We start from the raw sequence: 23,220 nt of genomic DNA, 5'->3' as shown, positions 1-23,220 counted from the left end.
GTCAAGGCCTGAGCGCCGAAACCAATAAAAAACCGCCCGCGGGCAAAGCCCGGGGGCGGTTTCAGGCAACCAACCGGATTACAGATTGCTGTCGAGGAAGGCTGCCAGCTGGGATTTGGACAATGCGCCCACTTTGGTGGCATCCACGTTGCCGTTCTTGAACAGCATCAGTGTCGGAATACCGCGGATGTTGAACTTGGGCGGAGTCTGCTCATTTTCGTCAATGTTGAGCTTGCAGATTTTGAGCTTGCCTTCGTATTCATCGGCGATTTCTTCCAGAACCGGTGCAATCATCTTGCAGGGTCCGCACCATTCGGCCCAGTAATCTACCAGTACCGGAACGTCGGATTTCAGCACGTCCTGTTCAAAGGAAGCGTCGGTGACATTAACGATATTTCCGCTCATTACCTTTTCCTGATTCAGGCGCTCCGTGGCCGCCGGGCAGCCCTGCCGGAGTCGCTGTGGACTGAAGCGGGTGGCTGTTCTGATGCACAGCTAACATGACCCACCCGATTTACAACAGACCATTACTTTACGCGATTGCCAATCAATCTGTGAAGTGGCTTGTACGGACTGGCCAAAAGATCCACATCCGTAATGACCGCAGGCTTGTGCTGACAGCCGCAACAGACTTCCCTTATAGTACCGCCAAGTTCACGCCACACAGGATGCCAACCAACGTGACGGCCTCAACGAACGCGGGCAATGCCACTCCGCCAAAAACCCTTGCCGCCATCGACATGGGTTCCAACAGTTTCCACATGGTGGTCGCCCGACTGGTGCACGGAGAAATCCGGACCATCGAGAAAATGGGGGAAAAGGTCCAGCTCGGAGCCGGCCTGGATCAATACAACCGCCTGACCGAAGAATGCCAGCAACGCGCCCTGCTATGCCTGGGCCGCTTCGCCCAGCGCCTGCAGGGCATGCCGGACGAAGCGGTCCAGATTGTCGGCACCAACGCCTTGCGGGTGGCCCGCAACAAACAGGAATTCATTGCCCGGGCCGAGCAGGTACTCGGTTACCCGGTGGAGGTGATCGCCGGCCGGGAAGAGGCCCGCCTGGTTTACCTGGGCGTTTCCCACACCCTTTCCGATGACCGGGGCAAGCGCCTGGTGATCGATATCGGTGGCGGCAGCACCGAATTCATCATCGGGCAGCGTTTCGAACCCGAGGAGATGGAAAGCCTGCACATGGGCTGCGTGTCTTTCCGCAATCGCTACTTTCCCGATGGCAAGATCACCAAACGGCAGATGGACAAGGCGATCACCCATGCCGAACAGGAGCTGCTGAATATCCGTCAGCATTACCGCTCCATTGGCTGGCAGAGCGCCGTGGGCTCGTCCGGTTCCATCAAAGCCATCGCCAACGTGCTGGCAATGCTGAAAATCACCGATGGCACCATCACCCGCGAGGCCATGGAAGAGCTGCGCAAGCGGCTGATCAGTCTGGGCAAGGCCGAGAAGCTGGCGGACCTGGGGGTGCGTACCGAGCGCCAGAGCATTTTCCCCGCCGGTTTTGCCATTCTGCTGGCCGCTTTCCGCTCCCTGGAGATCGACAACATGACGTTTGCCGATGGCGCCCTGCGGGAAGGACTGCTGTATGACATTGTTGGCCGCATCCAGCACGAGGATGTGCGCGAACGCACCATCGCCGCCCTGCAGGAACGCTACCATGTGGACCAGGCCCACGGCGCGGCGGTTGAGGAAACGGCCATTGCCGCCTGGCAACAGATAGCCGACCAGTGGGACCTGCACACCGCCAACGATGAAGACCTGCTGCGCTGGGCATGCCGGCTGCACGAAATCGGCCTGACCATCGCCCACAGCCAGTACCACAAGCACGGCGCCTACCTGCTGCGCTATTCGGATTTGCCCGGTTTCACCCAGCAGTTCCAGAAAGACCTGGCCACCCTGGTGCGTGGTCACCGGCGCAAGTTCTCGCCGGCGGTTTTCCAGGACATCGAACCGGAAGAAAAATCCCGGTTGCGCCATCTGTGCGTGCTGGTGCGCCTGGCGGTACTGCTACAGCACCCCCGCAATTACGAGGCGCCACCGGAGATGGTACTGAACGGCCGCCAGAATCACCTGGTGGTGGAGCTGCCGCAGGATTGGCTGAACGAACGACCGCTGACTCTGGCAGACCTGGAGAACGAACAAGACTACCTGCGGCGGCAGGATTTCACCCTGGAGATCCTTACCCGGTAGCCCTGCGGGCAAGCCCTGGCGGAATCACTCTGCCAGGGCAGCCTCCATCTCCTCCACGGTTTCACTGACTTCCAGCCACTGGCTCTCCGCCGCTTCCAGCTGTCGTTTCAGCTCTGCCTGCTCGCCCAACAGCTCTTTCAACCGTGCCTTCTGCCCCTCCTGATACATCTCAGGCTCCGCCAGACGGTGCTCCACATCCTGCAGGCCCGCCTGCAAACGTTCCATGTCTTTTTCCAGCGCAGCCTGCTGTTTTCGGAACGGACTCAGCTGCTTGCGCAGCTCCGCTTCCCGGCGCTTGCGGGCCTTGCGCTCATCGGCACTCAGAGCGGTAGCCGATGTATTGGCGGGTGCTTGTGCCGCCGGCTCAGGTAATTCCCGTCGGGGTGGCGCCTCTTCGTCTTTGCGGCGCTCGGCGAGCCAGCGCTCGTAGTCTTCCAGATCGCCGTCGTACTCGGCCACGGTGCCATCGCACACCAGCCAGAAATCGTCCACCGTATTGCGCAGCAGGTGCCGATCGTGGGAGACCACCACAATCGCACCGTCAAAATTCTGCAGCGCCATGGTCAGCGCCTGGCGCATTTCCAGGTCCAGGTGGTTGGTGGGCTCATCCAGCAGCAACAGATTCGGCCGTTGCCAGGCGATCACTGCCAGGGCCACCCGCGCCTTTTCGCCCCCGGAGAAGGAGCGGATCGGCGTTAACGCCTCGTCGCCGTGAAAATCAAAGCCGCCCAGGAAGTTGCGCACGCTCTGCTCGGACGCTTTCGGTGCCAGTCGCTGCAGGTGCAGGAAGGGACTGGCATCCAGATCCAGGGCCTCAAGCTGATGCTGGGCAAAATAGCCAATGGCCAGATGCTCACCACAGGTCCGCTCGCCCGACAGCAGGGTTCCGGCCCCTCGCAAGGCATCCATGAACGTGGACTTGCCAGCACCGTTGGGCCCCAGCAAACCAATGCGTGAACCGGGCAACAGTGTCACATTGATATCCCGCAGGATCGGCGTGTGGCCGTGCCCGGCCTCGCCCTGGCGGATCGACAGCAGTGGATTGGAGACTTTTTCGGCCACCGGAAACTCGAAACTGAACGGCGAATCCACGTGGGCCGGGGCAATTTTTTCCATGCGTTCCAGCGCCTTCACCCGGCTCTGGGCCTGCTTGGCCTTGGTGGCTTTCGCCTTGAACCGGTCAATAAAGCGCTGGATTTCGGCAATGCGGGCCTGCTGGCGCTCATAGTTGGCCTGCTGCAATGCCAGTCGCTCACTGCGCTGGGTTTCGAAGGCGGTATAGTTGCCGGTATACAGCTCCAGTTTTCGCTGATCGAAATGCACCAGGTGGGTGGCCACCCGGTCCATGAAATCCCGGTCATGGGAGATAAACAACAGGGTGCCGGGGTAGCGGCGTAACCAGTTCTCCAGCCACAGGCAGGCGTCCAGGTCCAGGTGGTTGGTGGGCTCGTCCAGCAACAGCAGGTCGGACGGGCGCATCAACGCCTGGGCGAGATTAAGCCGAATCCGCCAGCCGCCGGAGAACGCCGACACCGGCCGGTCGGTGTCGCTGTCAGCAAAGCCCAACCCGCGCAACAGGGTCTCTGCGCGGCGCGGTGCCGACCAGGCTTCGTGCACATCCAGCTCGCCATGAATCCGGGCTGCTTCATGGTCATCGCCCCGGGCCTCTGCATCGGCCAGCTCCCGCTCCATTCGACGCAGCTCGAAATCACCATCCAGAACAAAATCCCGGGCCGAGCGACTGGAAGCCTCGAACTCCTGGGCCATGTGGGCAATACGACAGCCACCGGGCAGAGAGACACTGCCCTGCTCCGGCGCCAACTGACCCAACAACAACTGGAAAAGGCTGGATTTACCGGCGCCATTGGCGCCGACAATGGCCACCCGCTGGCCTGGCTGTACGGTGAGATTGACGCCTTCTAGCAACCAGGCGCCACCTCGTTGTAAACTGAGATCGGTTATCGTTAGCATAGATGTCTTTTATCAATAGATTGCCGCCAGGGATGCACCCCGCCATGAGCCACCGGGAACCCGAGCCACTGATCCTGCCGGATGCATTGACAACCGATAATCCGCTGTGGCGTTATGCACTGGCGCGCTGGCAAAACCCGGCCGTTTCCGAAGCCTGTCTGGCCTTGCAGTCCAGGGGCTGGGATGTCACCCGTATACTGTGCGCCGGCTGGCTGGCACAGAACGGGCAGCGCTTCACTGGCGAAGAAAGCGCTAAGGTAACAGAGTGGCGCAGCCGTGTAACCGGTGTTATCCGCAGCGCCCGAAAATCCATTCCCAGGCATGCACAGGCGCTGGGCCACCTGCGCGACACCCTGGCCAGGGCCGAGCTGGAAGCGGAAAAGACCGAGCTTGCACTGGCATGGCACACACTCAACTCCAGTCGAACCGAGAAAGACACCATGCCCGACCAGGCCCAACTCATCCGGCAAAACCTGCAGGCGGCGGCACCCACCCCGGATATGACACCGGACCGGTCACTGCGGACAACACTGGAGCAACTGGCAAACCACCTTGCCACTGACCGGGAGCCGGACCAATGCTGATGAAATGGTTGATCCGCCTGGCATTTCCGGCGCTTGGCCTGTTGTTGTTGCTGATCTTCTTCGGCCTGGGGGACCCGGATGACGTCTCCGAGCCCGTCAGCGAACTGAACACCCACGAAATTCCCGATTTTGAGGGCCTGCTACCCTCGCCGGTGGAAACCGACGGCCCGGAAGTGGTCTTCAAGTGGCAGGACACCGAGGGCAACTGGCATTATGCCGACAAGCCGCCGGCACAGGGCTCCTGGAACACACTGGCCATCGACCGGCACAATACCGGCGCGCCGGACAATCTGCCCAAGGCACCGGAAGAGGATTGGCAGTCTCCTTACAGGGCTCCCTTCTCCCTCGACGAACACCCGGCAGCCAGTGGTTCCTGAACACGACATCAAACGTAAAAACCAAAGGACAGACCCATGAAAAAAACCCTACTGGCGATCGCCATCACCGGCCTGGTAGCCGGCTGCAGTACCGCCCAGGAAGAACCGGCACAGCCAAGCCTGGAAAGCACCACCGAGAAAGTCAGTTACGGCATGGGCCTGGTGATGGGCGAGCGCATGACCAATGACCTTCCCGATCTGCAGATGGACCAGTTCCTGCAGGGCATTCAGCACGGTCATTCCGGTGACGAAGCCCAACAGCGCCTGAACCGCGAAGAAATCCGTGAAGCCCTGATGGCCTACCAGCAGCAGTTGCAGGAAGACCAGCAAAACCAGATGGCGGAACTGGCGGAAAAAAACCGTGAGGCCGGTGAAGCCTTCCTGGCGGAAAACGCCGAGCGCGAAGGCGTGACCGTGACGGAGTCCGGCCTGCAATACGAGGTGATCGAGGAAGGCAACGGCGACAGCCCGGCCGAGACCGATCAGGTGGAAGTGCACTACACCGGCGAACTGATCAATGGCGAAGTGTTTGACAGTTCCCGCGAGCGGGGCGAACCGGTCACTTTCGGCCTGAACCAGGTCATCCCCGGCTGGACCGAAGGCCTGCAACTGATGAGCGAGGGCGCGCGATACAAGCTCTACATCCCGTCTGACCTGGCCTACGGCGCGGGCGGCAACCAGGCGATCGGCCCGAACGAGACCCTGGTGTTTGACGTGGAGCTGCTGGCGGTCAATCCTGACGGCGAATAACCGCTGCGTGCAAACAAAAATGGCCCGGACATTCCGGGCCATTTTTTATCCGTTCACGGCACTTGCCGGGTCAGACCGATTCCAGCTTGCTGGCGTGGGCATTGTGCAGCTGGTCAATCAGCACGTCTTCCATCTCGAAGCGGTTCTCCAGCGCTTCGCCCAGCCTGGACAACTCCCCGAACAGTTGCTCCGTGTCTTCGCCGCTCAAAGCTCCGCCATCCAGACGATCGTTGAAGTTCAAAGCCACCTCGGTGGTTTTCTCGATTTGCGGGTATACGCGGGCAGCCAGTTCAAGGCCCCCATCGTTGAACTCCCGGGCTTCCTGGATCAACTGCTCGTACACTTCAAAGTGGCCGGCCGACACGTAATCCATCAACACTTCGCACAGGCGGACAAACTTGGGCTGTAACGCCTGGACATCCTCCCTGTCGGTTTCGCCGGAGAGGGCGCAATAGTGCACCAGCAGTTCCTGGCGCTCTTTCAGCCAGCGGTCGATCAATTCGCTGACGCCACCCCAACGTTCCCTGGCGTTCTGGCAATTCTCCAACATGACACCCGTCTCCTGTTCATGGCTAGTACCGTGCAAGCATCAAGTTACCCCAAGGCGCGCGGGCCCCGCAACTGTTTCAGCGCAGTAACCAGCTCTTGGGCCGGTACCGGCGGAACATCATCACCAGACCAATCACCACCAGCACGGCAAAGAACAGCGCGGTCCAGCCCGGAATACTCAGGCCCAGAAAACGCCAGACCACCTCGGCACAGTCACCGGTACCCTGCAGCGCGGTTTTCAGCACTTCAAACCAGGGCAGGACATCCAGCATGTAATCCACTGACGGGCCACAGGCCGGCGCCTGATCCGCCGGCAGACTCTGCAGCCAGAGCTGGCGACCGGCCACGCCAAGACCCGCACCGGCCGTCAGCGCCAGCAAAAAACCGTATACCCGGTTACCAAAGCCTGATGGCCTGTGCAAAAACGCCACCAGAGCCACCAAGCCGGCGCCGGCAAAGGCGAAACGCTGCAGCCAGCACAACGGGCAGGGTTCCAGCCCCATCACCTTCTCCATGTAAAGCGCGGTCGCCAACAGTGCTGCACACACCAGAAAAACGAGCCCGTATACCCATCTGCTTGTCAAAACGTCACCCCGGAATCATTATGTGGACTGCAGAAATGAATGAAACCAATCGTACCCTATGAAGAACGCCAATCCTATGACCATTGCCAGAGCCAGACTACTGACCCTTATCTTCCTGTTCTGCACGGCCTTTGCGCTGCCTGTCCAGGCCCAGGACGAGGCAGGCGACGACACTGCCAGTGAGGAAAACGCCGACGCCGGGGAAGAGGCCGAAAAGATCGTCGATTACATCGAAATGAAACCGGCGTTTGTCACCCATATTGGCCAGCCCGGCAATAAAGTAGACTACCTTAAGGCGGCCGTAACACTGCGCGCCTCGTCTGAGGGTGTACGAGAGGCGGTCGAGGCCCATATGCCAAGGCTCCGCCACGAGCTGGTGCTGCTGTTCGGAGAGCAGACAGACACGGCCCGGGTGGACTCCAACGAAGGCAAACAGGCTCTGGTTGAAGCCGCCACACAACGGATCAACCAGGTACTGGAAGAGCAGCAAACCGGTGAACAGATCACCAGCGTGTTCTTCACCGAGTATGTGGTCCAGCGCTGACAAGGCCCGACCACCCCCCTCTGAAGACCTCAGGCTTTCAGGTAAGCATCCAGGAACTCGGCAAACGGCTGGGTTTCCGCCGCTTCAATGGCCGACTGCTCAGCCAGAGAATCCCGGCTCATGGCCTGGTAGTCGGCCAACACGTCCGCCGGTAGCGGCTCGTTAAGCAGCGTCTGCTGGTGCTGGCGTGAAATCGCCTGTACCCAATCCCGGTGGCCCTGTCCGGAAGCGCTCATGGCCTCCAGTACCTGCGCCGACGGGACCGCCCAATCCGTGCCCTGCAATTTTTCTGCCTGAGCCTTCAGTGCCGAGCGGTAGGTGTCATTGCCGGCCCAGCTGTCCAGCCTCTCCGCCAGCGGCTCCAGCTGTGCCAGCATGTCTTTGGCGGCTTCACCGGCCGGCACCCGCTCGCCGGCCCGGCACAGGGTCAGGTCCTGCCAGCGGCCGTTGGCGATCACGTCCTTGTAGTTGTCGTCCAGGCGCTCGCATTCCTCGTCACTGATCCTTGGTGAATCCGACAGCAGGCAGTCCAGCAGGAACAGGTCGAGGAAATCGATCTGCTCACGGGTAACGCCCACCGGCGAGAACGGGTCCAGATCCAGGCAGCGCACTTCCACATATTCCACGCCACGGGCATCCAGTGCCTGGATCGGTTTCTCGCCGGAACGGGTGGTTCGCTTCGGCCGCACCGCGCTGTAATACTCGTTTTCAATCTGCAGTACGTTGGTGTTGAGCTGGACGAACTGGCCATCACGACGGGTACCGATGGCCTCATAGGCCGGCCAGTTGGTGTGAATGGCACGTTCCAGGGTACGGCTGTAGGAATCCAGCTCGTTGAAACAGATGTTGAGCGACGCCTGGGCGTTGTTGTGGTAGCCCAGGTCGCCCATGCGCAGGGAGGTGGCATGCTTGCCGTACCAGGTGCGCGCATCAAAACGACTTAGGTCATGTTTCACCCCAGCCACAAAACTGTCATCCAGGGCCGGCGAGGCGCCAAACAGCAACATCAGCAGCCAGCTGCGACGGCGGAAGTTGCGGATCAGCCAGAAATACTGGTCCGATTTGAAGTCCTTCAGGGTGCTCTGGTCGCCGGTGACCTGCTGCCACGTTTGCCAGAAGCTGTCCGGGAAGGACAGATTGTAATGGGCACCGGCAATGCTCTGCATGATCCGACCATAGCGCACCGCCAGACCCTGGCGGTACACATGCTTGAGCATACCAGTGTTGGAGCTGCCGTATTGGGCAATGGGGATGCTCTCATCGCCGTCGATTTCGCAGGGCATGCTGGCGGCCCAGAACACTTCGTCGCCCAGATTCTGCTGCACGAACTGATGAATGTGGCGCAGCGAGCCGAGCATTTCGGTGGTGCTTTCGCACACCGGGGTGATCAACTCCAGCAGGGCTTCGGAGTAATCGGTGGTGATGCGCGGATGGGTCAGCGTGGAGCCCAGCGCCTTCGGATGCGGGGTCTGGGCAATAAAGCCGTTGCCATCCACCCGCAGCCCTTCTTTCTCAACCCCTTTCAAAAAGCCATGCCAGTCGGTTGCGGCAAACCGATGGAACAGGGCGTGGCGGGATTGTGCCATGTTGAACTCCTTCAGCTATCGGATTAACGGCCCTTGCGCGCCGAAGCCATGGCTTCGGCCAGCGCTCCGGCCATGGCACCCTGGGGTGCTTTCGCATTGTTCTGGCCACGGCTTTTGCCAGTACCAGGCCCACCACTACGACGGTTATCCCCTTTCGGCCCACGGCCGGCTTTCGCCGGTACCTCCGCGCCCGGCTCATCGTCCAGGCGCATGGACAGACCGATGCGCTTGCGCGGTATGTCCACTTCCATCACCTTGACCTTGACGATATCACCCGCTTTCACCACTTCCCTCGGGTCTTTCACAAAGGTATTGGACAGTGCGGAAATATGCACCAGGCCATCCTGGTGCACGCCAATATCGACGAACGCGCCAAAGTTGGTCACGTTGGTGACCGAGCCTTCGAGGATCATGCCCGGTTTGAGGTCATTGAGGGTTTCCACCCCGTCTTCGAAGTTGGCAAAGCGGAATTCCGGGCGCGGATCACGGCCCGGCTTTTCCAGCTCTGCAAGTATGTCTTTGATTGTCGGCAAGCCAAATTGTTCGGTGACGTAGTCTTCCGGCTTGAGGCTGCGCAGGAAGTGGCTGTCGCCAATGATGGACGCCACCTCACGCCCGTTTTTCTCGGCGATGGCCTCCACCACGCCGTAAGCCTCCGGGTGCACGGAGGAGCGGTCCAGCGGATTATCACCGGCCACCCGCAAAAACCCGGCGGCCTGCTCAAACGTGCGGTCGCCCAGCCGGGCCACTTTCAGCAGCTGCTTACGGTTGGTGAACATGCCGTTCTGGCTGCGAAAATCAACGATATTACGGGCGATGGTGGCATTCAGGCCCGAAACGCGGGTCAGCAAAGGTATGGAGGCCGTATTCAGGTCCACGCCCACACCGTTTACGCAGTCTTCCACCACCGCATCCAGGCTGCGGGACAGCTGCACCTGGGACACGTCGTGCTGGTACTGGCCCACGCCAATGGACTTGGGCTCGATCTTCACCAGTTCCGCCAGCGGATCCTGCAGGCGACGGGCGATGGAGACGGCACCCCGGATGGTCACGTCCAGGTCCGGCAATTCACGGGAGGCAAATTCAGATGCGGAATAAACCGACGCGCCGGATTCGCTGACGATGATCCGTGCCAGCTTCAGCTCCGGGTAACGCTTGCACAGGTCAGCCACCAGCTTTTCGGTTTCCCGGGAGGCGGTGCCGTTACCAATGGCCACCAGTTCAATCTTGTACTTCCGGCACCAGGCGGCCAGCTGCTCGATGGACTGGTCCCACTGGTTTTTCGGAGCGTGGGGGTAGATGGCGCCGTGGTCGGAGACGCCGCCCGTGCCGTCGATCACCGCCACTTTCACGCCGGTGCGCAGCCCCGGGTCCAGGCCCAGGGTGGGCCTTGGGCCGGCCGGCGCCAGCAGCAAGAGGTCTTTGAGATTGGCGGCGAACACATTAATGGCCTCGCTTTCGGCCGCCTCACGCACCTGCGCCATCAGATCGGTCTCGATCTGGGTGGACAACTTCACCCGCCAGGTCCAGCGCACCACATCCGACAGCCATTTATCGGCGGCGCGGCCCTGATCCTGGATGTTCCACCGAGCGGCGATGCGCTGTTCGGCCGGGTGCGGCTGGCGGCGATCGTCTTCGCCATCGCCGACCACCAGCGAGTAGGCCAGAATGCCTTCGTTGCGGCCGCGCAGAATGGCCAGCGCCCGGTGAGAGGGCACCTTTTTCAGTGGCTCGACGTGATCAAAATAATCCCGGAACTTGGCACCCTCGGTTTCCTTGCCCGGCACCACGGTGACCTTCAGGCTGGCCTGCTGCCAGATGAAATCCCGCAAGGTGCCCAGCAGTTCGGCGTCTTCGGCAAAACGCTCCATCAGGATATAGCGGGCACCGTCGAGCGCGGCTTTGGTGTCATCAATACCGGCCTCTGCGTTGAGGTAATCCGCCGCGGTCGCTTCCGGATCCAGATCGGGGGTATCAAACAGGGCGTCGGCCAGGGGCTCCAGGCCCGCTTCCCGGGCAATCTGGGCCTTGGTTCGGCGTTTGGGCTTGTAGGGCAGATACAGGTCTTCCAGACGGTTCTTGGTGTCTGCCGCCTCGATAGCCGCGCGCAGTTCATCGGTCAGCTTGCCCTGTTCCTCAATACTGTTAAGGATGGTGCCGCGCCGGTCTTCCAGCTCGCGCAGGTAACGCAGGCGGTCTTCCAGGTTGCGCAGCTGGCTGTCGTCCAGCGAACCGGTGATTTCCTTACGGTAGCGGGCGATAAACGGCACGGTGGCGCCTTCGTCCAGCAGGGCGATGGTGGCGTTCACCTGCTGTTCGCGCACACCCAGTTCTTCGGCAATACGGCTGGCAATACTGTTCATGCAACCTCAGTCAGTCACTCGGAGTTCAGATTAACGGAGAAAGGTACAGCGCCTCAGTTCTGCAAGCAAGCGAACTGATTCTGCTGGTCAACGAATTGCACCAGATCCTGCCAGGGCATGGGGCGGGCGTAGTAGTAACCCTGGATCTCATCGCAATGCTGGTGGCGCAGGAATTCCAGCTGGCCTTCGGTTTCCACGCCTTCGGCCACCACGCTGATGCGCAGGCTGTGAGCGAGGCTGATAATGGCCCGGATGATGTGTTCCGCGTCGGCCGATTCGCCCAGGTCCTGGACAAACGACTTGTCGATTTTCACCAGAGAAATGGGCAGGTGCTGCAGGTTACTCAGAGACGAAAACCCGGTGCCGAAATCGTCAAGCGCGAAGCTGATACCCAACTGATTCAACTCGCGCAGGCAGCGCTGGGCATAATCCGGGTCATGCATCATGGCGCTTTCCGTCAACTCCAGCTCCAGCAGACTGGTGTCGATGTTGCTGTTGAAGATGATGCGGAAGATGGTTTCGGTCATCTTGCGGTCGTGGAACTGCCGGAACGACAGATTGACTGCGAACACCATGGCCGGCAACCCCTGCTCCTGGCATTCCTGCAAGCGCCGACAGGCCTGTTCAATGACCCAGTAACCAATGGGCACAATCAAGCCGCTGCGCTCGGCCGCGGGAATGAACTGGTCGGGCATCACCAGCCCCCGCTCCGGGTGATTCCAGCGAAGCAGACACTCCACCCCGCGCACTTCCTCGGTGGCCAGATCGATCCGGGGCTGGTAATACAGCTCCAGCTCACCAGCACGCAGGGCTCTGCGCAAGCCTTCTTCCACCCGCATATCAGCGGCCATATGCGCTTCACGGCCCCGCTGGGCCCGGGTGGATTCGGAAAGACATTCCCGATACCAGAGGTATTTGACGGCCCGGCAGAAATTCCACCGATCCAGACTCTGCAAGCACAGATAATCTGCGGCACCATGCCCGATCAGCGTTTCCGCCTTTTCCGAGCAGGGCTCCGCACTCATGGCCAGCACCGGCTTGTCATCACTGGCCACACAGAGGTATTGCAGGAAAGCCGTCTCCGAGCTGCCATGAAGCACGCAGTCCCACACAATCACATCAAAGCTGGCGTTACGAATCAGGTCGTCGCAGTCGACCAGGTCCGGGCACCAGACCGCATCCGGCATCAGCTCCGGGTCTTCCAACAGCATGGACTCCAGCCACAGGAAATCCGTGTACTCGGCGGTCAATATCAGCAGGCGAACCGAACCGGCTCCAGGGGCTGAAGGCAAAGGCATTTAACGAAATCCATTGTTTTGAAACAGCTTGGTATTCCTATGATAAGAGTAGCCGATACCTGACGATGTGTCTGGTGTAGAATAACCAACCGTTCAATTCTCCCTGCCATCGGCTCGGTACTATCCGCGTGAACAAGCTCAACCCCAGACAACACGAAGCCGTTCGCTACGCCGACGGCCCCCTGCTGGTGCTGGCCGGTGCCGGCAGCGGCAAAACCAGCGTGATCACCCGCAAAATTGCCTACCTGATCGAGCAAAAGGGCATTCCCGGCCGTCACATCGCGGCGGTGACTTTCACCAACAAGGCCGCCCGGGAGATGAAAGAGCGGGTGGGCAAGATTGTCGACAAGGGCAAAACCCGGGGGCTGATCGTCTCCACATTCCACAACCTGGGCCTGAACATGATCCGGGAGGAGCATGCACACCTGGGCTACCACCCCGGTTTTTCCATTTTCGATGCCGAAGACGCCAAGGCCCTGCTGCAGGACCTGATGATGCGCGAGGCCGCCGATGCCGGTGACGAGCTCAACGACGTGCAAATGACCATCTCGTCCTGGAAAAACGCCATGCGTGGGCCGGCGGAAGCCTACAGCAAGGCCGCCGATGACCGCGAGCAGCGCATCGCCATTATCTACAAGCATTACAGCGAATACCTGAAAGCGTACAACGCGGTGGATTTCGACGATCTGATTCTGCTGCCGGTGCAGCTGTTCCGTGAGTGCCCGGATATCCTGGCCAAATGGCGGCGGAAAATCCGCTACATGCTGGTGGACGAGTACCAGGACACCAACCTGTGCCAGTACGAACTGGTGAAACAGCTGGTGGCCGAGCGCGCCGCGTTCACCGTGGTGGGCGACGACGACCAGTCCATCTACGCCTGGCGCGGCGCCCGGCCGGAAAACCTGGCCCAGTTGAAAGAAGATTTCCCCAGCCTGAAGATCGTCAAACTGGAGCAGAACTACCGTTCCACCAGCCGCATCCTGCGTTGCGCCAATACGGTGATCGCCAACAACCCCCACGTGTTTGAAAAGGCCCTGTGGAGCGAGCACACCGTCGGCGAGGAAATCCGCATTATCCGCTGCCGCAGCGAGGATGCGGAGGCCGAGCGCATTGCCACCGAGATCATCGACCAGAAGCTGAAAAACGGCCTGGATTTCCGGGACTTTGCCGTGCTTTACCGGGGCAACCACCAGGCCCGGCTACTGGAAATGAAACTGCAGGCCTATCAGATTCCCTATCGGATCTCCGGTGGCCAGTCGTTTTTCTCGAAAAACGAAATCAAGGATGCGATGTCGTACCTGCGGCTGATGATCAACCCGGACGACGATGCCGCGTTTTTGCGGGTGGTGAACGTGCCCCGCCGGGAAATTGGTCCTCGCACACTCGAGCAGCTCAGCCACTACGCACGCTCGCGCAATGTCAGCCTGTTCAGGGCACTGGGGGATCTGGGTGCGGAAACCCACGTGACCGAAAAGGGCCTGGACAAGCTGCGGCGTTTTGCCCACTGGGTCGATGGCACCTGCGAGCGGCTGTTCTCGGAGGACCCGATTCCGGTGATCAAGCAGCTGTTCACCGACATTGAATACGAGGAATGGCTGCACCAGCACTCGGGCACACCCAAACAGGCCGAACGGCGCATGGAAAACATCTGGTATCTGGTGGAAGGACTCCAGCGCATGCTGGACAACGACAAGGGCACGGCCGATGAAATCGGCATTGAAGACGCCATCACCAAGATGATCCTGCGTGACATGATGGAGCAGAAGGAGGAAGAGGATGACAGCGACAAGGTACAACTGCTGACACTGCATGCCTCCAAGGGGCTGGAATTCCCGCATGTGTTCATCATGGGACTGGAGGAGGAAATCCTGCCGCACCGCAGCAGTATCGAGGAAGGCAATATCGAGGAAGAGCGCCGCCTGATGTACGTGGGCATTACCCGGGCCAGGGAGACCCTGTCACTGACCTACGCCGCCTCGCGCAAGCAATACGGGGAGAAACTGGAAACGATCCCAAGCCGGTTTCTGGACGAGTTACCGGAGGACGATCTGAAATGGGAAGGGACGGGCGACCTGGACCAGGAAGCCAATCAGAAAAAGGGCAAGGCCACCCTGAGCGCGCTACTGGGCGATCTGGGCGCATAAAAAAGCCCCACTCAGGGGTGGGGCTTTATCAGGGCAGTGCTTACTGGCTTTCGTCGACCATGTACTCGATAGCCGCGACGATTTCATCATCGGAGCAATCTGAGCAGGCACCACGAGCCGGCATGGCGTTAAAGCCATTGATGGCATGGTCGGTCAGGGTTTCCATGCCCTTTTCAATGCGAGGTGCCCAGGCGCCTGCATCGCCCATGATCGGCGCACCAGCGGCGCCAGAGGCATGACAGGCCGCGCAGGCTGCGTTATACACTTCGCTGCCGGAGCGTGCACCGCCGGAACTGGCGCTTTCTGCTGGCGCCGCAGACTCGGCACCACACTCTTCACCCTGCAGGCAAACCTCGCCCACCGGCTTGATGCGCTCACGAATTTCATCTTCGACACTTGCCAGCGCAGTGCCGGCAGCCAGGCCAAAACCAAGCAGAACAACAGCCAGGACTCTCTTCATCTTCACAATGCACCTCGCATTTGAGCGTTATAATCTTTGAGACGCCGCATTATAGCGGCTGAACCCGCGCAAAAAAACCAAAGCCCCGAACAGAAATTGATTTCAACCAGATTAATGACAATTTTGTAGCCCACGGGCAGGATAGTCGGTTTTCCGGTTACCATGGCCAGATGAAACCGGACAGTGGGAACCTTATGCGCAAGCGATTGTTGATTATTGAATTCTCCAGCCTGGCCATTTTGCTGGCCTCCATGGCCTGGTTTGGCAACCGGCAAAACAGCGGCGAACCGCTCTCCGCCGGCTGGCTCCTGATTCCCGCCCTGGCCAGCCTGGCCCTGTTTCTGAGCTTCATCGGTCTGATGTACCTGCGCTGGGTGGCAGCCGCCAACGCCGAACGCCTGACCCGGCACCGCATCGTGTTCGCCCTCCTGACCCTGACCCTGCTCGGCGTGTGGCTGTACGCCGTTGGCAACACCTGGGTCAGCCTGAACGCTGCCTGAGGAACCCCATGAAACCTGCCCTGCGAATCACCCACGCCACCCTGGCCACCACGCTACTTGCCTCGGGCCCTCTGCAGGCGGCCACAGCGGACGACATTACCCGCGGGCTGGAGCGCTGCGCCCAACTGGAGGATAACAACGAACGCCTGACCTGCTACGACACCCTGGCCAGCGGCGGCAACGGCGACCCAACTCCGGTTGAGCAGGAAGACGCCAGGCCCGACGCCAACAGCGCAGACAAGCTGATTGACAACACCCTGGCCGCCGAGCGGGCGATTTTTTCCTTTACCAATAGCTTTGTTACCCACCGCCCCAATTACATTCTGCCGGTGAGCTGGGTCAACGATCCCAACCCGGACCCGACCGGCCCACGCCTGGGGCAGGCAGGCTACGACTACTTCCTGGAAAACGAAGAGGCCAAGTACCAGATCAGTTTCAAATTGCCGCTGCTAACCGGCCTGTTTGATGACGACACCACGCTCTGGTTCGGCTATACCCAGAAATCCTTCTGGCAGGTGTACAACCAGAATGAGTCGGCTCCTTTCCGTGAGACCAATTACGAACCGGAGATCTTTTTTCGCCATAAACTGGACTGGCAGCTCGGCCCCGGCACCCTCAATGGCGTGACACTCGGCTTCAACCATCAATCCAACGGTCAGTCAGAGCCCCGCTCGCGTAGCTGGAACCGGATCATGGGCAGCCTGGCCTACAGCTACAACCGCTGGCTGTTCATGGTCAAACCCTGGTACCGCATTCCGGAAAAGGAAGGCAATGACGATAATGCCGATATCGAAAAGTACCTGGGGCACGCCAGCTATCACGCGGTTTATAAACTGTCGGAAGATCAGACCCTTTCTCTGAAGCTGATGAACAACCTGCGTTCGGAAGACAACCACACGTCCGTGGAGTTTGGTTACAGCTTTCCGCTGGGGGATACGGTCAAGGGGTTTGTGCAGTATTACAACGGTTACGGGGAGAGTCTGATTGACTACAACCACCGCATCGAGCGGGTGGGGCTGGGGATCATGATTAACGACTGGCTTTGAGGCTTGGGTGCCGGGCCTGTTTGGTGGCGGGGCTTTCTGAAACTGTGCGGAGCCATGGATGGCGGAGCTCAAGCGACACAGGGATGTGCCGCAAGGAGCGTGTTTCAGAAAGCCCCACCACCAAACAGGCTTACAGCTATTAACCCCTTATTCTGCTGACGACTGCAGCTGAATGTAGTTCTGAATACCCATCTGGGAGATCATTTCCAGCTGGGTTTCCAGCCAGTCGATGTGCTCTTCTTCGCTGGACAGGATGCTGCGGAACAGCTCACGGCTAGTGTAATCACCGATTTCATCGCAGTAGGCAACCGCTTCCTTGTAATCGGCGTGGCCGTCGATTTCCAGTTTCAGGTCGCACTGAAGCATCTCTTCCACATTTTCACCGATCAGCAGCTTGTTCAGATCCTGCAGGTTGGGTAGACCTTCGAGGAACAGGATGCGCTCGATGAGCATGTCCGCATGCTTCATCTCATCGATGGATTCCTCGTATTCCTTGTCCGCCAGCTTGGTGATGCCCCAGTCCTTGTACATGCGTGAATGCAGGAAGTACTGGTTGATCGCGGTCAGTTCGTTCGCGAGGGCCTTATTGAGGTACTGGATTACTTTCTTGTCGCCTTTCATAACCGTTTTCCTTATTTACTGAGGAGTTGGTAGACAAGGATAGACGGTTTTTCGGCGATAAAAAATCGCCGCTGTAAAGCAGACGCAATTGTTAATGAGAGGGGAAGTGACGTTACTGGTGGTTATGCCGGCTGCGCCAACATATTCGCCAGGGCCAGATAATCCGGACGACGGGCCTCACGCAGAATTTCCCGGGCGCTGCAGGCACAACGACCACACTGGCGACCCACACCCAGTTCCTTGCCCAACTGGCGCATGGAGCTGATGCCGTTATCCGCCGCTTCGCGGATTTCCCGATCGGTTACACCCTGACAGAGGCACACGTACATAAGACTATACTCACCAACAACATAAACGTTAGTGATAAGTATTGTCATTTACACGACGCTTTGCAACCCCCTGAGGGATATTTTTTCAGGTCAGGAGACCAGCATGAACGCCAGCGGCAGAAACAGTGCCGTGAACACCCCGGTCAACCCCATGCCCAGTGACGAGAACGCACCCGCCAACGGGCTGATTTCAAAGGCCCGGGCGGTAGCAATCGCGTGGCCGTTAAGCCCCAGGGTAAAGCCGATGATGCGTTCATCGGTAATGTTCAGCCATCGGGTCAGCCACTCCACAAACAGGGATGCCAGAACACCGGTCACCAAAAGCCCGCCCAGGGTCAGGGAAACAGAACCACCCAACTGGTTGGCGATGCCCATGGCAATCGGAGCGGTGACCGATTTGGGCGCCAGCGACGCCATCACCAGCGGCGAGGCCCCCATCAGCCAGGCAATGCCCAGCGCGTAGCCGGCGGCCAATGTGGCCGCGATCGGCAAGGTGAACAGAATCGGGCGCCACAAGGCTCGGATGTGGTGCATCTGCTGATAAAGAGGCACACCCAACGCCACCGTCGCGGGCCCCAGCAACACGGTCAGCCAGCGGGCACCCTGCTCGTACTGGTGAAAACCAATACCTGAACCCCACACAATGACCGCCAGGATCACCGCTGCGATCAGCACCGGCGGCATCCACAACGGACGCCGAAGTTTGGCAAACAGCCACTGGGCGGCAATAAAGGCGGCCAGGGTCAGGCCAATCGACAACATGGGGCCAGACAACCAGACCTCCATCACGGGGGAGAGCCAATCACTGCGTTCAGTCATGCCCGGCTCCTTCTTTTTCTGCCCCGGCCACTGTATTCATCAACCAAAGGGTGGTTGCCACACTGAGAAAGGTGCCCACCACCAGCGCCACGGCCAGGATCCACCACTCACCGGCAAACTGGTCGGCAATGAAGAACACACCCACCACTCCGGGCGTGATCAGCAGCACCAGCACGGAAATAAGCCCCTGACTGGCCGACGCCAGGCTGTCGGTAATATCCCCCCGGATCATCAGCTTCAGCGTCACCAGCACCATACCAATCACACCGCCACTGACAGGCAGACCAGCCACCACACGGATGGCCTCGCCCAGCAAAAAAAACAGCACCAGAATGAAAAAACCCCATAACCAGCCCATCGTTAAGCCCCGTCCTCTGCCAAATGCATTACAATCCCTACTTTACCGCCACTGTTAACAGGACGTTCCATGGCCCTGAAAGCCACGATATTCAAAGCCACCCTGCATATCGCCGATATGGACCGGCAGTACTACGCCGACCAGTCCGTGACGATCGCCCGCCATCCGTCTGAAACCGATGAACGCATGATGATTCGGCTGCTGGCTTTCGCTCTCAACGCCAGCGACGCTCTGGAGTTTACCAAAGGCCTGAGCACCGACGACGAACCCGAACTCTGGGCCAGAACCCTGACCAACGACATCGAGCTGTGGGTGGAACTGGGCCTGCCCGATGAAGACCGGCTGCGCAAAGCCTGTAACCGGTCCAGGCAGGTCATTCTCTACACCTATGGTGGCCGCGCCGTCCCCGTTTGGTGGGAGAAACACCATAACAAGCTCGCCCGATTTGGCAACCTCCGGATCATCGACCTGCCCGCTGAACAAACCGCCGAACTGGCGCAGATGGCACAACGCTCGATGGAGCTACAGATCAACATTCAGGATGGCGAAGTCACCGTCACCGATGGCGAAGCGGTTACCTCCCTGACCCCGGTACAGAAACTGCCCGCCAAAGACTGAATCAACGTGGCGAAGGGCTGGACAGACGCCCCCGGCCAACGTAACATTGCGCACTCGAAATTGACGCCACCGGCGTTCTGTTTCACCCGCCCGTAGCTCAGCTGGATAGAGCGTCGCCCTCCGGAGGCGAAGGTCATAGGTTCGAATCCTATCGGGCGGGCCATATATATCAAGGACTTGCGCGAGAGTGCAGGTCCTTTTTTTATGGCTGTGACCGAATTGTAACCACGATGTGTCTCAAACTTTCAGGGCTTTTTTTGCAGACCGAAAATCCTGACCTTTGCCCAGAAACCAGCAACCTCCCACTTGTTGGACACAGAAATAATCAACATTGATTATTTCATCCGATCAAATTCCGCAAACTCTGCTGCATCGAAGACTTAAAAGCCGGATCACTTGCAATCAGGCGGTACAACTCCAAATCCTGCCTGCGCCGCTCAAGCATCACTTCCTCAAAGATTTTATCGAACGCGAGACTGCGATTGTCCGCATCCTGGTTATTCCGGTACTTGGTTTCAAAGTCCGGGTGCTCCTGAATGTTTTTCATGATGCTCAGAAACTTCACCCGCTGTTCTTCGGGCGTCGCTTCCCAGCCTTGAAACCACCGCTCGTTGAAGCTCTGAATGATTTCGTCCAGCGGGTCCCTGTCGTCCTCACCGTCGTAGGCACCCCTTGGATTGGGGTTCGTCGGCGTCAGTTCTGTATCCGCTTCATCAAGGCCAATACCGTGGTTCAGTTTTACCCGCTCAAGCCCGTAGGATGAGAGATCAACCGATTCCAGCAAGGCATCGATCTCGTCAGCACCTTTGCCTTTGATTTTTAGTTTCGGGATGAGAAATTTCAGGAACCAGAACAGCTTCTCCCAGGCCAACACCTCGAAAGGCATGATCGAAGCCATCTGCCCGTAGATCTTCACAAACTGCTTGGCTTTGATCTTGAAATCGGCTTTTTCCTCTTCCTCCAGGCCCAGCTCGCTGTCGAACCGGTCTGCAGCTGCATCGATGATGGGGCTCAGCTTCTGCGCATCGGCGTTGTCAAAATACAGAGCAATAAAGTCTTCCACTTCCGGCCAGTCAAAGACGCCCACCTCTTCCAGGTTGTCTTTCAGCTCATGGAGCACGTTTACGTCTGTTGCCTGCGAGAGGCTGGTCGCCGTGTAAAACGGGTCAAAAGCGGTCTTGATGTCGTCCACGGAATTGAAGAAATCGAGGATGAACAGGTCCTCGGTTTTCTTGCCTAACTTGGGCGCGGAGCGGTTCAAGCGGGACAGCGCCTGCACCGCCAGCACGCCCTGCAGCTTCTTGTCGACGTACATCGTGCAGAGTTTGGGCTGATCAAAACCGGTCAGGTACTTGTTGGCCACCACCAACAGCCGGTACTCATCGGAATCGAATTTCCCGCGGGTGTCCGATTCTGCAAAGCCATTCATCTCGGCTTCGGTGTACTCAATACCGCCCACTTCCTTGGTACCGGAAAAAGCAATCAGCACCTTGAACGGGTTGCCCCGGGCCGCCAACACGCGAGAAATGGCCCGGTAATAGTGAATAGCGGCCTCAATATTCTGAGTGATCACCATGCCCTTCGCTTTGCCTTTCAGGCGCCGAGTATTGACCACTTGCGGAATGAAGTGGTCCAGCATGATTTCGGCCTTGGCCGCGATGGTCTGCGGATGCCGCTCCACATAGGCCCGAAGCTTCTTCTGCGCCTTGACGGTATCAAAGACCGGGTTGTCCTCGATCGATTTCTGGATTTCGTAATAGCTGCGGTAAGTGGTGTAGTTGGCAAGCACGTCCAGAATGAAGCCTTCCTCAATGGCCTGCTTCATGGAATACAGATGGAAGGGCCGGAAACTGCCATCCGGCTGAGGCTCGCCAAACTTCTCCAGCGTGCTGTTTTTCGGGGTGGCGGTGAACGCAAAATACGAAGCATTGTCACGCCTCTTTCGGGCCTGCATGGCCTTGAGGACTTTTTCCTGGGAATCGGGCTCTTCCTCCCCGTCCGCAGCCTGGCCCATGGCCTGGTTCATCTTGCCATGGGCGGTGCCATCCTGGGATCCGTGCGCTTCGTCGATAATGACGGCGAAGCGTTTCTCGCTCATGTCATCTATGCCATCAATAATGAACGGAAACTTCTGGATGGTGGTGATGATAATTTTCTTGCCCTGCTCCAGAGACTGCTTCAAATCGGCCGATTTGAAAGCCGGAGCAATAATATTCTTTACCTCCGAAAACTCCCGGATATTCTCCCGAAGCTGTTTATCCAGCAAACGCCTGTCCGTCACCACGATGACCGAATCAAACAGAGGCACCTCAATCCCCCGCGCGCCGGGCACATCCGTTGTCGCCGGATAAGTCTCAATCAACTGGTATGCCGCCCAGGTAATGGAATTGGATTTACCGGAGCCCGCCGAATGCTGAACCAGGTAACTTTGGCCGACCCCATACTCTCCGGTATGAGCTACAAGCTTACGAACCACATCCAACTGGTGGTACCGGGGAAAGAACAGCGTCCGCTTGTTCAGGGCCAGTTTGCTGGTGCCGTCCAGCCTCACAAAGTGCTGGATGATGTTGGCAATGCTGCCTCGACTGAACACGTCTTCCCACAGGTAAGCGGTTTTGTGTCCATCCGGGTTTGGCGGGTTGCCCGCGCCGTAATTGTGCCCTTTATTGAATGGCAGAAAGAAGGTGCTTTGCCCTGCCAGCTTGGTGGTCATGTAGACTTCGTCGGTGTCGACCGTCATGTGCACCAGGCAACGGCCAAACTGCAGCAGAGTCTGGGAGGTGTCCCGGTCCAGCCGGTACTGTTTCTGGCCGTGATAGCGGGCGGTCTGGCCCGTCCAGGGGTTCTTCAGCTCCAGGGTGGCGAAAGGCAGGCCATTGAGGAAGAGCACCATGTCGATCTCTTCCAGGGTATTGGTCATGGAGTAGCGCACCTGCCGGGTGCTGCTGAAGATGTTCTCCTCGAAATTCTGCCTCACCCGGTCGGAACTGCTGGCCAGAGGCGCGGGATACATCAGATGAAGATGCACATCCTCAATATCCAGCCCGCGCTTGAGCAGATGCAGTGAGCCGTACTTTTTTGCCAGCTTGTCAAAACGGTCCAGAATCCGGGTTTGCCAGTTGTCGTAACGATCTTTCAGGCGGGCAAGCTCTTCGGCCTGGGTGGTTTCCAGAAACTGCCAGAGAAACCGGGTATCCACCGCGTAGCGGGCATTGAAATCGCTGGCCTGACCAAGCCGATAACCATGATGGCGGCTGAACGGCACCTGCTCACGGATACCTCGCTGCTCTTCCAGGCAGGTGCCCGTCAGGTGCTTTTCGATGCTGGCTTCCAGTGCCTGTTCGTTGGTTTGGCTGACCATGCTTTTCCCCGCTACTCGCTACCGCCCTCATCCAGTCAAATGGAGCGCTAGAGCTATCCTTACGTTTTTATGGGATTTTACGCTTCCCACTTGGCAATAAAAGCCCGCAAAATCAAATGAGAAACAAAAGAAACGGACCGCCCCAAATGTCTAA

At 58.9% G+C, this 23,220-nt stretch carries 22 protein-coding genes and 1 tRNA gene; 10 read left to right on the top strand and 13 right to left on the bottom strand.

From position 1 onward, the window contains the following. Nucleotides 1-78 precede the first annotated feature (78 nt). Nucleotides 79-405, bottom strand: a complete 327-nt coding sequence (trxA, locus tag BMZ63_RS05805; RefSeq protein WP_091702921.1) for a thioredoxin TrxA — start codon at nucleotides 403-405, stop codon at nucleotides 79-81. Nucleotides 406-668: 263 nt separating this feature from the next. On the opposite strand from trxA, the gene ppx reads away from it, so the two are divergent. Further along, a complete protein-coding gene (ppx, locus tag BMZ63_RS05800) occupies nucleotides 669-2,204 on the top strand; it encodes an exopolyphosphatase (protein ID WP_177187036.1) in 1,536 nt (511 codons plus the stop codon). 24 nt (nucleotides 2,205-2,228) lie between these two features. Here the strand turns inward: ppx and BMZ63_RS05795 are convergent, their stop codons facing one another. After that, complete coding sequence (locus BMZ63_RS05795; RefSeq protein ID WP_091702916.1) at nucleotides 2,229-4,175, bottom strand: ATP-binding cassette domain-containing protein; 1,947 nt, start codon at nucleotides 4,173-4,175, stop codon at nucleotides 2,229-2,231. A 44-nt stretch (nucleotides 4,176-4,219) separates the two neighbouring features. On the opposite strand from BMZ63_RS05795, the gene BMZ63_RS05790 reads away from it, so the two are divergent. The 3 genes from BMZ63_RS05790 to bamJ are packed head-to-tail and all read left to right on the top strand — an operon-like array spanning nucleotide 4,220 to nucleotide 5,886. After that, entirely contained in the window at nucleotides 4,220-4,759 is a 540-nt protein-coding gene (locus tag BMZ63_RS05790) for a TIGR02444 family protein (RefSeq protein ID WP_091702913.1), read from the top strand. Continuing rightward, on the top strand, nucleotides 4,753-5,136 hold the full coding sequence (locus tag BMZ63_RS05785; protein ID WP_091702911.1) for a hypothetical protein: 384 nt from the start codon (nucleotides 4,753-4,755) through the stop codon (nucleotides 5,134-5,136). Before BMZ63_RS05790 ends, BMZ63_RS05785 begins: the two co-directional genes overlap by 7 nt. A 36-nt stretch (nucleotides 5,137-5,172) precedes the next feature. Beyond that, nucleotides 5,173-5,886, top strand: a complete 714-nt coding sequence (gene bamJ, locus BMZ63_RS05780) for a BamJ family beta-barrel-assembly machinery protein (protein ID WP_091702908.1) — start codon at nucleotides 5,173-5,175, stop codon at nucleotides 5,884-5,886. A 70-nt stretch (nucleotides 5,887-5,956) separates the two neighbouring features. Here bamJ and rsd read toward each other — a convergent pair whose 3' ends face one another. Both rsd and BMZ63_RS05770 read right to left on the bottom strand, forming a co-directional pair. Next, entirely contained in the window at nucleotides 5,957-6,436 is a 480-nt protein-coding gene (rsd, locus tag BMZ63_RS05775) for a sigma D regulator (protein WP_091702905.1), read from the bottom strand. Between the two features lie 76 nt (nucleotides 6,437-6,512). After that, nucleotides 6,513-7,019, bottom strand: a complete 507-nt coding sequence (locus BMZ63_RS05770) for a disulfide bond formation protein B (protein WP_091702902.1) — start codon at nucleotides 7,017-7,019, stop codon at nucleotides 6,513-6,515. A 76-nt stretch (nucleotides 7,020-7,095) separates the two neighbouring features. Between BMZ63_RS05770 and BMZ63_RS05765 the strand changes: the two genes are divergently transcribed. Beyond that, a complete protein-coding gene (locus tag BMZ63_RS05765) occupies nucleotides 7,096-7,563 on the top strand; it encodes a flagellar basal body-associated FliL family protein (protein WP_227663451.1) in 468 nt (155 codons plus the stop codon). Between the two features lie 29 nt (nucleotides 7,564-7,592). Here the strand turns inward: BMZ63_RS05765 and gshA are convergent, their stop codons facing one another. The 3 genes from gshA to BMZ63_RS05750 are packed head-to-tail and all read right to left on the bottom strand — an operon-like array spanning nucleotide 7,593 to nucleotide 12,810. Next, nucleotides 7,593-9,149: a glutamate--cysteine ligase gene (gene gshA, locus BMZ63_RS05760; protein ID WP_091702898.1), complete on the bottom strand. Its 1,557-nt coding sequence runs from the start codon at nucleotides 9,147-9,149 to the stop codon at nucleotides 7,593-7,595. A 23-nt stretch (nucleotides 9,150-9,172) separates the two neighbouring features. After that, entirely contained in the window at nucleotides 9,173-11,512 is a 2,340-nt protein-coding gene (locus tag BMZ63_RS05755) for a Tex family protein (RefSeq protein ID WP_091702895.1), read from the bottom strand. Between the two features lie 53 nt (nucleotides 11,513-11,565). Continuing rightward, nucleotides 11,566-12,810, bottom strand: coding sequence for an EAL domain-containing protein (locus BMZ63_RS05750; protein ID WP_091702893.1), 1,245 nt, complete (start codon nucleotides 12,808-12,810; stop codon nucleotides 11,566-11,568). A 128-nt stretch (nucleotides 12,811-12,938) separates the two neighbouring features. Between BMZ63_RS05750 and rep the strand changes: the two genes are divergently transcribed. Continuing rightward, a complete protein-coding gene (gene rep / locus BMZ63_RS05745) occupies nucleotides 12,939-14,954 on the top strand; it encodes a DNA helicase Rep (RefSeq protein WP_091702890.1) in 2,016 nt (671 codons plus the stop codon). A gap of 40 nt (nucleotides 14,955-14,994) precedes the next feature. Here the strand turns inward: rep and BMZ63_RS05740 are convergent, their stop codons facing one another. Beyond that, nucleotides 14,995-15,414 carry a c-type cytochrome gene (locus tag BMZ63_RS05740; RefSeq protein WP_091702888.1) on the bottom strand — a complete coding sequence of 140 codons (420 nt, stop codon included), beginning with the start codon at nucleotides 15,412-15,414 and terminating at the stop codon, nucleotides 14,995-14,997. 170 nt (nucleotides 15,415-15,584) lie between these two features. Here BMZ63_RS05740 and BMZ63_RS05735 point away from each other — a divergent pair, with 170 nt between their 5' ends. Together BMZ63_RS05735 and BMZ63_RS05730 are read left to right on the top strand one after the other, a co-directional pair. Beyond that, on the top strand, nucleotides 15,585-15,914 hold the full coding sequence (locus BMZ63_RS05735; RefSeq protein WP_091702886.1) for a hypothetical protein: 330 nt from the start codon (nucleotides 15,585-15,587) through the stop codon (nucleotides 15,912-15,914). Between the two features lie 8 nt (nucleotides 15,915-15,922). Next, nucleotides 15,923-16,960: a phospholipase A gene (locus BMZ63_RS05730; protein ID WP_091702883.1), complete on the top strand. Its 1,038-nt coding sequence runs from the start codon at nucleotides 15,923-15,925 to the stop codon at nucleotides 16,958-16,960. Between the two features lie 147 nt (nucleotides 16,961-17,107). On the opposite strand, the gene bfr is transcribed toward BMZ63_RS05730, so the two are convergent. The 4 genes from bfr to BMZ63_RS05710 all read right to left on the bottom strand — a co-directional run bounded on the left by bfr (nucleotide 17,108) and on the right by BMZ63_RS05710 (nucleotide 19,087). Continuing rightward, complete coding sequence (gene bfr / locus BMZ63_RS05725) at nucleotides 17,108-17,581, bottom strand: bacterioferritin (RefSeq protein ID WP_091702882.1); 474 nt, start codon at nucleotides 17,579-17,581, stop codon at nucleotides 17,108-17,110. A 122-nt stretch (nucleotides 17,582-17,703) separates the two neighbouring features. Continuing rightward, on the bottom strand, nucleotides 17,704-17,910 hold the full coding sequence (locus BMZ63_RS05720; RefSeq protein ID WP_091702879.1) for a bacterioferritin-associated ferredoxin: 207 nt from the start codon (nucleotides 17,908-17,910) through the stop codon (nucleotides 17,704-17,706). Between the two features lie 90 nt (nucleotides 17,911-18,000). Beyond that, nucleotides 18,001-18,729 carry an LrgB family protein gene (locus tag BMZ63_RS05715; protein ID WP_091702877.1) on the bottom strand — a complete coding sequence of 243 codons (729 nt, stop codon included), beginning with the start codon at nucleotides 18,727-18,729 and terminating at the stop codon, nucleotides 18,001-18,003. Then, nucleotides 18,722-19,087 carry a CidA/LrgA family protein gene (locus tag BMZ63_RS05710; RefSeq protein WP_091702874.1) on the bottom strand — a complete coding sequence of 122 codons (366 nt, stop codon included), beginning with the start codon at nucleotides 19,085-19,087 and terminating at the stop codon, nucleotides 18,722-18,724. Before BMZ63_RS05710 ends, BMZ63_RS05715 begins: the two co-directional genes overlap by 8 nt. A gap of 69 nt (nucleotides 19,088-19,156) precedes the next feature. On the opposite strand from BMZ63_RS05710, the gene BMZ63_RS05705 reads away from it, so the two are divergent. Then, the gene (locus BMZ63_RS05705; protein WP_091702870.1) at nucleotides 19,157-19,705 is read left to right on the top strand and encodes a YaeQ family protein; all 549 of its coding nucleotides are present in this window, start codon (nucleotides 19,157-19,159) and stop codon (nucleotides 19,703-19,705) included. A gap of 86 nt (nucleotides 19,706-19,791) precedes the next feature. Next, nucleotides 19,792-19,868, top strand: a tRNA-Arg gene (locus BMZ63_RS05700). 177 nt (nucleotides 19,869-20,045) lie between these two features. Here the strand turns inward: BMZ63_RS05700 and BMZ63_RS05695 are convergent. Beyond that, a complete protein-coding gene (locus BMZ63_RS05695) occupies nucleotides 20,046-23,066 on the bottom strand; it encodes a type I restriction endonuclease subunit R (RefSeq protein WP_091702868.1) in 3,021 nt (1,006 codons plus the stop codon). Nucleotides 23,067-23,220 lie beyond the last annotated feature (154 nt).

It is taken from the genome of Marinobacter persicus (assembly GCF_900114155.1).
Taxonomy (GTDB): Bacteria; Pseudomonadota; Gammaproteobacteria; order Pseudomonadales; family Oleiphilaceae; genus Marinobacter; species Marinobacter persicus.
The sequence above is the reverse complement of the archived record's forward strand: the minus strand, read 5'-3'. Positions and strand labels throughout refer to the sequence as shown.

Bases quoted from the DNA above. Each gene is read 5' to 3' on its own strand.
- trxA (WP_091702921.1), bottom strand. From the start codon at position 405: ATGAGCGGAAATATCGTTAATGTCACCGACGCTTCCTTTGAACAGGAC.
- ppx (WP_177187036.1), top strand. From the start codon at position 669: ATGCCAACCAACGTGACGGCCTCAACGAACGCGGGCAATGCCACTCCG.
- BMZ63_RS05795 (WP_091702916.1), bottom strand. From the start codon at position 4,175: ATGCTAACGATAACCGATCTCAGTTTACAACGAGGTGGCGCCTGGTTG.
- BMZ63_RS05790 (WP_091702913.1), top strand. From the start codon at position 4,220: ATGAGCCACCGGGAACCCGAGCCACTGATCCTGCCGGATGCATTGACA.
- BMZ63_RS05785 (WP_091702911.1), top strand. From the start codon at position 4,753: ATGCTGATGAAATGGTTGATCCGCCTGGCATTTCCGGCGCTTGGCCTG.
- bamJ (WP_091702908.1), top strand. From the start codon at position 5,173: ATGAAAAAAACCCTACTGGCGATCGCCATCACCGGCCTGGTAGCCGGC.
- rsd (WP_091702905.1), bottom strand. From the start codon at position 6,436: ATGTTGGAGAATTGCCAGAACGCCAGGGAACGTTGGGGTGGCGTCAGC.
- BMZ63_RS05765 (WP_227663451.1), top strand. From the start codon at position 7,096: ATGACCATTGCCAGAGCCAGACTACTGACCCTTATCTTCCTGTTCTGC.
- gshA (WP_091702898.1), bottom strand. From the start codon at position 9,149: ATGGCACAATCCCGCCACGCCCTGTTCCATCGGTTTGCCGCAACCGAC.
- BMZ63_RS05755 (WP_091702895.1), bottom strand. From the start codon at position 11,512: ATGAACAGTATTGCCAGCCGTATTGCCGAAGAACTGGGTGTGCGCGAA.
- BMZ63_RS05750 (WP_091702893.1), bottom strand. From the start codon at position 12,810: ATGCCTTTGCCTTCAGCCCCTGGAGCCGGTTCGGTTCGCCTGCTGATA.
- BMZ63_RS05740 (WP_091702888.1), bottom strand. From the start codon at position 15,414: ATGAAGAGAGTCCTGGCTGTTGTTCTGCTTGGTTTTGGCCTGGCTGCC.
- BMZ63_RS05735 (WP_091702886.1), top strand. From the start codon at position 15,585: ATGAAACCGGACAGTGGGAACCTTATGCGCAAGCGATTGTTGATTATT.
- BMZ63_RS05730 (WP_091702883.1), top strand. From the start codon at position 15,923: ATGAAACCTGCCCTGCGAATCACCCACGCCACCCTGGCCACCACGCTA.
- bfr (WP_091702882.1), bottom strand. From the start codon at position 17,581: ATGAAAGGCGACAAGAAAGTAATCCAGTACCTCAATAAGGCCCTCGCG.
- BMZ63_RS05720 (WP_091702879.1), bottom strand. From the start codon at position 17,910: ATGTACGTGTGCCTCTGTCAGGGTGTAACCGATCGGGAAATCCGCGAA.
- BMZ63_RS05715 (WP_091702877.1), bottom strand. From the start codon at position 18,729: ATGACTGAACGCAGTGATTGGCTCTCCCCCGTGATGGAGGTCTGGTTG.
- BMZ63_RS05710 (WP_091702874.1), bottom strand. From the start codon at position 19,087: ATGGGCTGGTTATGGGGTTTTTTCATTCTGGTGCTGTTTTTTTTGCTG.
- BMZ63_RS05705 (WP_091702870.1), top strand. From the start codon at position 19,157: ATGGCCCTGAAAGCCACGATATTCAAAGCCACCCTGCATATCGCCGAT.
- BMZ63_RS05695 (WP_091702868.1), bottom strand. From the start codon at position 23,066: ATGGTCAGCCAAACCAACGAACAGGCACTGGAAGCCAGCATCGAAAAG.